Source organism: Nocardia carnea, from assembly GCF_029868855.1.
Taxonomy (GTDB): domain Bacteria; phylum Actinomycetota; class Actinomycetes; order Mycobacteriales; family Mycobacteriaceae; genus Nocardia; species Nocardia carnea_A.
Genome location: NZ_JARWOV010000083.1, coordinates 1 through 9,855 on the forward strand (window position 1 = coordinate 1; position 9,855 = coordinate 9,855).

Consider the following 9,855-nt stretch of genomic DNA (forward strand, 5'->3'; position numbering starts at 1 on the left):
TGTGGGGGGGGCGGGTTTTTGTTTATATCTCACTGCCCCCCCCGGGTTGGGGCCCGCCCACCCCCTTAGCCCCCGCGACCCCGCCACCCGGCTCGGGACGCTCACACACCCCCGCCCGCCCGCGCCCCCCCCCCCCCCCCCCCCCCCCCCCCCCCCCCCCCCCCCCCCCCCCCCGCCCCCCCCCCCCCCCCCCCCCCCCCCCCCCCCCCCCCCCCCCCCCCCCCCCCCCCCCCCCGGGCCCGCAGGTCGTCGATGTCCTCGGGCGTGCGCCCGAGGTGGGTGAGGACCTTGTCGGTATCGGCACCGGCGGGTCGGCCGGTGTGACGGATCGCACCGGGGGATCGGGTCATGCGCCACATGACGTTCTGCATGCGCATGGGGCCGAGTTCGTCGTCGTCGACAGTGGTGACCATGTCGGTGGCGACGACCTGGGGATCTTTCAGCAGATCGCTCGGCCGGTAGACCGGCGCCACGGCGGCGCCGGCTTCTTCGAAAATGCTGGTGACCTCGTCGCGGGTGCGTTCGGCGATCCAGCCGCCCACGTATTCGTCGAGGAGGTCGGCGTGTTCGGCGCGGGTGCGCCCGGTGGCGAACCATTCCTCGTCGATCACTTCGGGATGACCGACGAGCCGCATCACCCGTTCGGCGATGGCCTGCGCGCTGGTGGAGATCGCCAGCCAGTGATCGTCGGCGGTGCGGTACAGGTTGCGCGGGGCGTTGTTCTGCGACCGGTTGCCGGTGCGCTGCTGGTCGATTCCGAGCTGGTCGGCGTAGATCACGCCCGGTCCGACGGCGGTCATGATCGGGCTGAGCAGGTCGAGGTCGACCTCTTGACCGGTGCCGCCGTTGCGTTCCCGTTCGAACAGCGCCATCGAGACCGCCGACGAACCGGCCACGCCGGCAATGGAATCGGCGAGGCCGAAGGCGGGCAGGGTGGGCGGCCCGTCGGGCTGGCCGGTGAGATGGGCGAAACCGCTCATCGATTCCACCAGCGTGCCGAAGGCGGGACGTTTGGCGTACGGGCCGTGCTGGCCGAAGCCGGTGACCCGCAACATGATCAGTCCAGGATTACGCTCGGACAGTTCCGCATACGACAGACCCCAGCGTTCGAACGTGCCGGGCCGGAAGTTCTCGACCACCACATCGGCCTCGGCGGCCAGCTCCCGGAAGATCGCCTTGCCGTCCGGGGTGCTCAGGTTCAGAGTGACGGTCTGCTTGTTGCGGCTGACCATCTTCCACCAGAGTGGAATCCCGTCCTTGTCGAGTCCGTGCCCGCGCATCCCGTCCGGCTTCTGTGGATGCTCGATCTTGATGACTTCGGCGCCGAAATCGCCCAGGATCTGCGCGGCGAGCGGTCCGGCCAGGATGGTGGAGGCATCCAGGACCTTGATACCGCGCAGCGGGCCGGTCGGCTGTTTCTCGTCGGTCAACTGCACACCTCTCAGTACGGCCGGGAGATGTAGCGGCCGGTGGGTTCGCCGGCGACCACACCGTCGGCCAGCACCCGGTTACCGCGCACGAAGGTGTCGGTGACGGCGGCGCCGAGTTCGAAACCTTCGAACGGCGTGTATTCCTGGGTGGATTCGGAATCCGCGGCGCGCACGGTCCAGGTGCGGTTCGGGTCGACGATCGCGATATCGGCGTCGACGCCTTCGGCGAGCCGGCCCTTACCGGGCAGGCCGTAGCGGTCGGCGGGGTTCGAGGCGGTGAGCTGGGCGATGCGGCGCAGCGACAGCCCGCGTTTGCGGCCTTCGGTGATCAGGCCGGGCAGCAGGTACTCGGTTCCGCCGAAACCGGACTTGGCGGCGAACACATCGTCGCGGTCCTCGCCGAATTTCACCTCGTCCTTGCAGCAGGCGTGGTCGGAGACGACCCAGTCGATGTTTCCGGCCAGCAGGTGCTCCCACAGCGCTTCGACGTCCTCACGTGGACGGATCGGCGGATTCACTTTGGCGCCCAGGCCGTTCGCGTTGTCGATATCGGTGAGCAGATGCCCGATGGTGACCTCACGGCGGAAGTTCACGTGCGGGAACGCCTCGGCCATCTTCATGGCGGCCTTCAGTGCCTTGGCCGAGCTCAGGTGCAGCAGGTTGATATTCGGCAGGCCGGTCTCGTCGGCGAGGAAAGAAGCGATGGTCACCGCCAGGCCTTCGGAGTGCTGCGGGCGGGAAGCGCTGTAGGCGGCGAGGCCGGTCAGCTTGCCTTCTTCCTCGACGAGCTTGGTGTAGGCGCTCATGATCTCGGCGGTCTCACAGTGCAACGACAGCGAGATATGCGGGGCGAGTTCGGGGAACTGTTCGCGCGCCTTCTGCACGCCGCGCATCACGAACTCGAAATGCGCGATGTCGTAGCGCTCGTCCTCCGGGATCATCAGGAAATCACTCTGCGAGGCGGAGCGGCCGTGCAGGCCGTGGCTGCCGTAGAACATGAAGATTTTGAACGAGGTCACGCCCTGGTCCGCGGCCAGTTCGGGGATCTCGCCGATATGTTGTTTCGACATCGGCGCCAGGTGGAAGGCGTAGTCGATATAGCTGCGGCCGGCGGAGGCGTCCAGGACCTCGGGGAAGAAATCGGCGTAGGCACCACCCTTGTTGAGGTAGTACTGGCCGGTGCGCATATAGGTGAGCGCGGTGGTCACGCCGCCCTGCGCGCTGGCCCGCGATTCGGTCTGCGTGTCCTCGGACAGCGGGTTGTAGATACCCCAGTGCTGGTGTGCGTCGACAACGCCGGGAAAGACCAGTTTGCCTGTCGCGTCGACGATTTCGGCGCCTTCGGCACTCAGATCGGGTCCGATGGCCGCGATCTTGCCGTCGACGACGAGGATATCCGCGGTCTCGCCCTCGGCGGGAGCCGCGTCATCGGTGCGTACGACGGTGCCGTTCTTGATCAGGTAGGTGGTCATTTCTTCTCCTGGCGAATATCTGGACAGTTGTTCTGTTGTGTGGGCGGCTCGCCGCGTTGTCAGACGGCGACGGTGCTGCTCACATGCTCGGCCGCGAGGAAGGCCAGACCGAGGGCGGTGATGAGCCCGTTGCCCGCGAGGTAACCGCCGGCACCGTGGCCCGAGATACCGATGGCAGCGCCACCGGACGCGTACAGGCCGGGTATCGGGGCGCCGCCGGCGAGTACTCGGGCGTGTTCGTCGACGACGAGACCGCCCTGGGTGTGGAAGAGGGCGGGAGTGATGGCGATCGCGATGTAGGGCGCGGTCAGCGGATGGCGGTCGTCGGTGCGGCCCTGCCGGTCGGGTTCCGCCCCGGCCGCGGCGCGCCGGGCCGCGGCGAGTTCGTCGTCGAGCGCCGCGGCGGGTACGCCGATGCTCTCGGCCAGCCCGGTTGTGGTCGTGGCACGGATCAGCGACCCGCTCTCGGCGACAGCCCGGAAATCGTCGAATACCGAGCAAAGTTCCTCGATGTGCTCGTCGATGACGATCCAGCCGGTACCGCCGGGCCGCCCGGCGAGAATGGCGGCGAACTCGGAGTAGCCGGTGGTTTCCGGGGCGAAACGGCGGCCGGTTCTGTCGATGATGACACCGCCGTGCACCACGGTCGCCCAGCCGATGAGCGTCTGGCTGCGTGACGACAGCGCGGCATGGCCTTGATACGCGTCGAGGAAGGCGCTGTCGGCACCCAGTTCGCGGCCGATCCGCAGCGCATCGCCGCGGCTGAACTGGCCGCCGTGGTAGTGCGCGCCCGCGATTTCGGGCAGATGCCGGTGTACGAGGTCACGATCGGCGCCGAACCCGTTGGTTGCCAGCAGGACGGCTCGGGTGGTCAGGTGTTCGCTGTTGCCGTCGGGGGTCGTGATCTCGACCCCGGTGACCCGACCGCCGGCGGTGTGCACGTTGCGCAGGCTCATCGGTGCGATGAGTTCGATCCGGGGATGCGCCTGCGCGCGCTGCACCAGGTGCCGTAGCAGCCGGGAGCCGTGCCGGCCGGGAATGCTGTGGCAGCGGTCGGCGGTGTGGCCGGGGTAGCGGAAATCGGTGACCAGTTCGAGGTCGAGTTCCTGGTTGTCGGCCAGCCACGTGACCAACTGTGCGCTGGCTTCCGCGAGCGCGCGGGCCAGGCGGCGGTCGGCCGTGCCGCCGGTCTTGCGGGCGATGTCGTCGAGGAAGCGGTCCGGACTGTCCTGGACGCCGGCCTCCTGCTGCCAGCGGGTTCCGGCGGCCGGAATCATCGCGGTGCACATCGAGGTGTTGTTACCGCGCTGGAAATGCTCGTCGGCGTCGATAACCAGGACGTTCGCGCCGAGTTCGGCGGCGCGCAGCGCAGCGACCAGCCCGCCGCCCGCACCGGCGACGACGAGATCGAAATCCGGATCGTCCACGCTTCCTCCTATCATGTTCCGGCTAGCGGAACGCCAGAATGTGGTCCCCTGCACTATGCACGTTCCGCAATCTGTGCACAAGTGCCTGTTGAACGGTTTTACTCGACAGAAACCCACGGCGGGGTGACAGAAGGTGGCTAGACAATCGTTTCGCTAAGCGGTACAACTTGTTCAGCGCTTGGTCGGTCTCGTCCCATGCGGCGGACCGGCGGAACCACGAATCCACCCCGGAGAACGGAGCCACGATGGAGCCCTCGAGTGGCGGCACCACATCGGCCGCACGGGCAGCGGAGGTACTGCTCGAGTTCGGCCGCCGGTCCAGTGCTCTCGGCGTCTCGGAGATCGCCCGCTCGACCGGTATCTCCAAGGCCGTCGCTCATCGCATCCTCACGACGTTCGTGGACTGCGGCCTACTGCTCTACGAGCCCGAGACCCGCCGTTACCTGCTGGGTCCGGCCGCCGCGACCCTGGGCGCCCGGGCACTGGACGTCTCCCCGCTGCGCCGGGCGGCCCGGGAAGCGCTGGTGGAACTCCAGCGCGCCACCGGCGAGACCGCCACGGTGACCGGACGCCTGCCGGGCGGGCGGGTGTACCTCGACCAGGTCGAGAGCACGCAGGAAATCAAGATGACCGTGGAACTGGGCCGTCGCTTCGAACTACACAGCGGCTCGTCGGGTCGTATCATCCTCGCCCACCTCTCGGAGGACGAGCAGGAGGACCTGCTCTCCCGCCCGCTACCGCGGCTCACCGCCACCACCATCGTCGACCCCGCCGCCCTGCGCGCGGCCCTGCGCGAAGCCCGCGAGCGCGGAGTGTGCCGGTCGACGGGTGAACGGCAGGAGGGCGCCGGTTCTATCGCGGCACCGGTGTTCGGTGCCGACGGTGCCGTGATCGGCTCGGTTTCGGTGTGCGGACCGAGCTACCGGATGACCGAGGAAGCCTGCGACCGGCACGAGAGTGCGTTACGCGAAGCGGCGCAGCGGATTTCCCGCGTCCTCGGCCACCGTCCGGCGGTGGCGGCGAAATGACCCCGCGCAGTTGGCTCTACGTGCCGGGACACCGTGCCGACCGAATCGGCAAGGCCATCGACAGCGCCGCCGACGCCGTGGTGATCGACCTGGAGGACGCGGTGCCGGTGGGTGCGAAGGACCAGGCACTCACCAACGCACTCGAGGCCCTGAGGGCGGCGCCGCGGCAGCGGCAGGTGTGGTTGCGACTCAACGCGATCGGGACGGAATGGCTCGTCCGTGAACTCGCCGCGCTCGCCGGTGGACCCGAGCCGGCCGGGGTCCGGTTGCCGAAATCCGACGATCCCGAATCGGTGGCCGCGACCGCGGAACGCCTCCGCTGCCCCGTGCACGCCACCATCGAATCCGCCGCCGGCCTGCTCGCGGCCCCGCAGATCGCCCGCTGTCACCCACGGGTCACCGGGATCGCGCTGGGCGAGGCGGATCTCGCCGCCGATATGCGCACCGAACCCGAAGGGCTCGCCTGGGCGCGCGGCTGGATCGTCGCCGCGGCGCGGGCAGCCGGTCTGTCCTCGCCCGTCCAGAGCGTGTGGACGGCTGTGGATGATCCGGTGGGCCTGGCCGAAACCTCGCAGGCCGGACGCGCCCAGGGCTTCTTCGGCCGCTCCGTCATCCACCCGAATCAGATCGACATCGTCAATACGGCCTACACGCCGACGGCGGAGGAACAGGACCGGGCGCGCCGGATCGTCGACCGCGCGGCCGCTTCCATGGCGACCGGCGAATCCGCTGTTCTCGACGAGAACGGCAGGTTCATCGACCCCGCCGTGGTCGCGAACGCCCGCGTGGTCCTCGATCGAGCACAGGCCACAGCAGAACGAGGAGTGAGAGCATGACCGAACAAACCGTCACCGCGGGCCCCGACGCACTGTTGAACGCCGTGGTGGACAGCGAACTCGACGTGGTGGAGCTCGGGCATCCGTATACGACAGGTATGCCGTGTTCGCCCAACCATCCCGGTTTCCGGATGACCCTCATTCGCCGGCACGGCGATATGGTCCGTCCCGACGGTGGCTCGGCCTCCAACGAGATCATCGTGACGGGCGGTCACGTGGGCACCCATGTGGACGCGCTTTCGCACGTCAGCCACTGCGGCAAACTGCACGGCGATATCGACGCCGAGGAAGCCCAGCGCGGCGGACGCCACTCCCGGCACGGCGCGGAGAACATCCCGTTCATGCTCTGCCGCGGGGTACTGCTGGATATCCCGCGGGTGCGTGGAGTCGATGCCCTCGAGGCCGGCCAGGCCGTAACGGAAGAGGATCTGCGCGCTGCCGCCGACGCCGCCGGCGTGACCCCGCGGCGCGGCGACGTCGTGCTCATCCGCACCGGTTGGGCGCGGCATTTCGACGATGCCCCGAGGTATCTCGGACAGCAGCACGGTGTTCCGGGTCCTGATGTGGCCGCGGCGCAGTGGCTGGCGGCCGCGGGAATCGTGGCGGCCGGCGCGGATACCACCGCCTTCGAGCACATCCCGCCGGGCAAGGGCCACAGCGTGCTACCCGTGCACCGGGTTCTCCTGGTGGAGAACGGGATCCACATCATCGAGCACCTGAACCTCGAGGCCGCGAGTGAACGCGGCCTCACCGAGTTCACCTTCGTCATGGCGCCGCTGCGGATCACCGGCGGCACCGGATCGCCCGTCCGCCCGGTTGCGGTGGTGTCGCGATGAGCGCCGTCACCCGCCACGATCTCGTGGGCACTGTGGTCGGCCGCCTGGCGGCACTGGCCGACCGTACCCGCACCGACGGGCTCCCCGGCGAGCTGCGCAAGGACGTCGCCCGCCGGGTGCTCGATGTGCTCGGCAACTCGCTGGCCGCGCACGGACAGCCCTCGGCCCGCGCGGTCACCGCGGTCGCGCGCGACTGGGCCGGCGCGCCCCGCGCCACCGGTATCGGTACCGGGGAGCAGTTCCCCGCCGCCACCGCCGCCCTGATCAACGGAACCCTGGCGCACTCGATGGATTCCGACGACACCCATCTGCCGTCGGTTCTGCATCCGTCGGCGTCGGTGGTCCCGGCCGCGCTCGCGGTCGGTGAGGCGACCGGCGCCACCGGTGCCGCGGTACTCGATGCCGCGGGCGTGGGTATCGAGATCGCGGTACGTCTCGGCATGGGCGGTTACGACGAGGAACTCGGTAACTCGGAGTTCTTCGAACGCGGCCAGCACGCCACCTCCATCTGTGGCGCCGTCGGTTCGGCGGCGGCCGCGGCAATGCTGTACGGCCTGGACGCCGAGGGTATCGCCGACGCCATGGGTATCGCTGCCAGCTTCGGCGCCGGGCTGCTCGAGGCCAACCGCACCGGCGGCACCGTCAAACGCGCGCATTGCGGCTGGGCGGCGCATTCCGGTGTCACGGCCGCGGAATTCGCCCGGCACGGACTCACCGGCCCGCCCACGGTGATCGAGGGCCGCTTCGGTTTCCTGCACGCCTTCTGTGGCGATCGCGCCGATACCGCCAAGGTCCTCGACCGGCTCGGCGAACACTGGGAACTTCCCGGAATCTTCTTCAAGCCCTACCCGTGCAACCACTTCACCCACGCCGGCATCGATGCCGCTCGTATCCTGCGCCGCGACGTGGATCCCGCCGATATCGTCGAAATCCAGCTCGGCGTCCCGAAACCGGTGTTGCGCACCATCGCCGAACCACCCGCGGCGAAGGCGGCCCCCGAATCCGGGTACCACGCGGCGTTCTCGGGCCCCTTCACGGTGGCCCGAGCCCTGCTCGGCGGTTCGGGTCTCGGTGTGGGACATGCCGATTTCACCGACGAGGCGGCGAAGGATCCGCGCACGCTGGAACTCGCGCGACTGGTCACCAGTCACAGCGACGACCGGTGCGACGAGATCTATCCGCACCAGTTCCCGGCGGTGTTGCGAGTACGTACTCGCGACGGCGCCTGGCACCAGGCCCGCGTGGACCACAACCGGGGCGGTCCGGCGAACCCGCTCTCCGACGACGAACTCACCATGAAGTTCGACCTCAACGTCGAGGGGCGGCTGGAGCCGGACGCGGCCCGCGCGGTCGCCGGTTACGCGCTCGCCCTCCCCGCGGCCGACTCGCTGGAAACGCTGATGGCGGCCGTGCGCGCCTGAGCCCGGCGTATCGCCGACGGACCGCGTCGCCTCGGGCGGCACGGTCCGTCGTGCTCAGCGGTCGAGGAACTCCAGCAGATCGGCGTTGAAGCGTTCCTTGTCGCCGGGCACCAGCGCGATCCCGTGCGAGCCGCCCTCGTACACCTTCAGCGTGGCGTCGGCGATGATCTCGGCCGACTTGCGGCCGGTGGCATCGATCGGCACGACCTGATCGTCGTCACCGTGCACGATCAGGGTGGGCACATCGAATTTCCGCAGATCCTCGGTGAAATCTGTGTAGGCGAACGCATCCACACATTTCACACCGGCCTCGATGCTTTCGTGCATTGCCATGAACCAGAATGCGTCGCGATTTCCCTGTGTGGCCTCGGTGCCCGTCCGGTTGGCGCTGAAGAACCCCTCGGACGTTTCTTTCCAGAATTGCGAACGCTCGGTGAGAATTCCGGATTTGATCTCTTCGAAAACCTTGTCCGGCACTCCTTCCGGATTTGCGTCCGTCCGGATCATCAGCGGTGGAATCGCCGAGAGCAGCACTGCCGAATGGATCCGCCCGGTTCCGTGCCGGCCGATATAGCGGGCGAGCTCGCCACCACCCATACTGTGGGCCACCAGCGTCACGTCCCGGATATCGAGCGTTGTGAGCAGGTCGTTCAGGTCGTCGGCGAAGGTATCGAAGTCGTAGCCGGTCCACGGCTGGTCCGATCGTCCGTGCCCGCGGCGGTCGTGCGCGATACCGCGGTAGCCGTGGTCGGCGACGCATTTCATCTGGTCGTCCCAGGCATCCGCGTTCAACGGCCAGCCGTGGATGAAAACGACCGGCCGCCCGTTGCCCCAGTCCTTGTAATAGATATTCACATTGTCGCGAGTCGTGCACACCGGCATGAGCAGAAGCCTCCTCATGTGCGTGATCGCCGGCCCGCCGAAGGCCGTGACAACGAAACGCGTAGCGAATGCTACCGGCGAAATTCTCTCGAAAAAGTTCTGTATCCGTCCGTTACCGAATCCATGCACTATGGCAGCCGCCCTGCGTCCACCATCGCCAGGCAATGGCGTCGCCCGCCCACCCGGTACGACTCGCGGGAGCAGGGTGGGACGTACCGCCGAGTGACAGCGGAATCCGGCCGGGGGTCTCCCCGGCCGGATTCCGGCCCGGCCGATCAGTAACCGCCGGGAAATATGCGGTCGTGGCCGCCGGCGCCCGGCAGGAGCTCTGGGGACGGGTGACGGTCAAGGCGAACACGTAGGCCCCCACCAGGGTTCCGGCCCCCCCGGCCCGTGGCGCGCCCTCGCCGGCCTCCGCCGCCCCCCCCCCCCCGGGGGGGGGGGGGCCCCCCCCCCCCACACACACCCCCCCCCCCCCCGCCTCCCCCCCCCCCCGCCCCCCCTTTTCCCCCGTGTCCGGTAC

Annotated in this window: 9 protein-coding genes; 4 read left to right on the forward strand and 5 right to left on the reverse strand. The window is 68.8% G+C overall.

The genetic code is table 11. The features are described 5' to 3' along the window. Positions 1-101: 101 nt before the first annotated feature. The 3 genes from QH195_RS07535 to QH195_RS07545 are packed head-to-tail and all read right to left on the reverse strand — an operon-like array spanning position 102 to position 4,329. Positions 102-1,430 carry a CaiB/BaiF CoA transferase family protein gene (locus QH195_RS07535; RefSeq protein ID WP_280434843.1) on the reverse strand — a complete coding sequence of 443 codons (1,329 nt, stop codon included), beginning with the start codon at positions 1,428-1,430 and terminating at the stop codon, positions 102-104. An 11-nt stretch (positions 1,431-1,441) separates the two neighbouring features. Then, positions 1,442-2,902, reverse strand: coding sequence for a dihydroorotase (locus QH195_RS07540; protein ID WP_280422678.1), 1,461 nt, complete (start codon positions 2,900-2,902; stop codon positions 1,442-1,444). A gap of 59 nt (positions 2,903-2,961) precedes the next feature. Further along, entirely contained in the window at positions 2,962-4,329 is a 1,368-nt protein-coding gene (locus QH195_RS07545; RefSeq protein WP_280434844.1) for an FAD-dependent oxidoreductase, read from the reverse strand. Between the two features lie 245 nt (positions 4,330-4,574). On the opposite strand from QH195_RS07545, the gene QH195_RS07550 reads away from it, so the two are divergent. Genes QH195_RS07550 through QH195_RS07565 form a run of 4 tightly spaced genes read left to right on the forward strand, consistent with a single transcriptional unit; the run spans position 4,575 to position 8,450 of the window. Further along, positions 4,575-5,357, forward strand: a complete 783-nt coding sequence (locus tag QH195_RS07550) for an IclR family transcriptional regulator (RefSeq protein WP_280434845.1) — start codon at positions 4,575-4,577, stop codon at positions 5,355-5,357. Continuing rightward, positions 5,354-6,193: an HpcH/HpaI aldolase/citrate lyase family protein gene (locus QH195_RS07555; RefSeq protein ID WP_280434846.1), complete on the forward strand. Its 840-nt coding sequence runs from the start codon at positions 5,354-5,356 to the stop codon at positions 6,191-6,193. Before QH195_RS07550 ends, QH195_RS07555 begins: the two co-directional genes overlap by 4 nt. Next, positions 6,190-7,029: a cyclase family protein gene (locus tag QH195_RS07560; protein ID WP_280434847.1), complete on the forward strand. Its 840-nt coding sequence runs from the start codon at positions 6,190-6,192 to the stop codon at positions 7,027-7,029. Before QH195_RS07555 ends, QH195_RS07560 begins: the two co-directional genes overlap by 4 nt. Next, positions 7,026-8,450 (forward strand): MmgE/PrpD family protein, encoded by a 1,425-nt coding sequence (locus QH195_RS07565; RefSeq protein WP_280434848.1) that lies wholly within the window; start codon positions 7,026-7,028, stop codon positions 8,448-8,450. Before QH195_RS07560 ends, QH195_RS07565 begins: the two co-directional genes overlap by 4 nt. Positions 8,451-8,504: 54 nt before the next feature. Here the strand turns inward: QH195_RS07565 and QH195_RS07570 are convergent, their stop codons facing one another. Further along, a complete protein-coding gene (locus QH195_RS07570; RefSeq protein ID WP_280434849.1) occupies positions 8,505-9,332 on the reverse strand; it encodes an alpha/beta fold hydrolase in 828 nt (275 codons plus the stop codon). Positions 9,333-9,444: 112 nt separating this feature from the next. After that, positions 9,445-9,855 (reverse strand): hypothetical protein (locus QH195_RS07575; protein WP_280434850.1); only part of this gene is annotated, 411 nt, incomplete at its 5' end.

Bases quoted from the DNA above. Each gene is read 5' to 3' on its own strand.
- QH195_RS07540 (WP_280422678.1), bottom strand. From the start codon at position 2,902: ATGACCACCTACCTGATCAAGAACGGCACCGTCGTACGCACCGATGAC.
- QH195_RS07555 (WP_280434846.1), top strand. From the start codon at position 5,354: ATGACCCCGCGCAGTTGGCTCTACGTGCCGGGACACCGTGCCGACCGA.
- QH195_RS07565 (WP_280434848.1), top strand. From the start codon at position 7,026: ATGAGCGCCGTCACCCGCCACGATCTCGTGGGCACTGTGGTCGGCCGC.
- QH195_RS07550 (WP_280434845.1), top strand. From the start codon at position 4,575: ATGGAGCCCTCGAGTGGCGGCACCACATCGGCCGCACGGGCAGCGGAG.
- QH195_RS07560 (WP_280434847.1), top strand. From the start codon at position 6,190: ATGACCGAACAAACCGTCACCGCGGGCCCCGACGCACTGTTGAACGCC.
- QH195_RS07570 (WP_280434849.1), bottom strand. From the start codon at position 9,332: ATGCCGGTGTGCACGACTCGCGACAATGTGAATATCTATTACAAGGAC.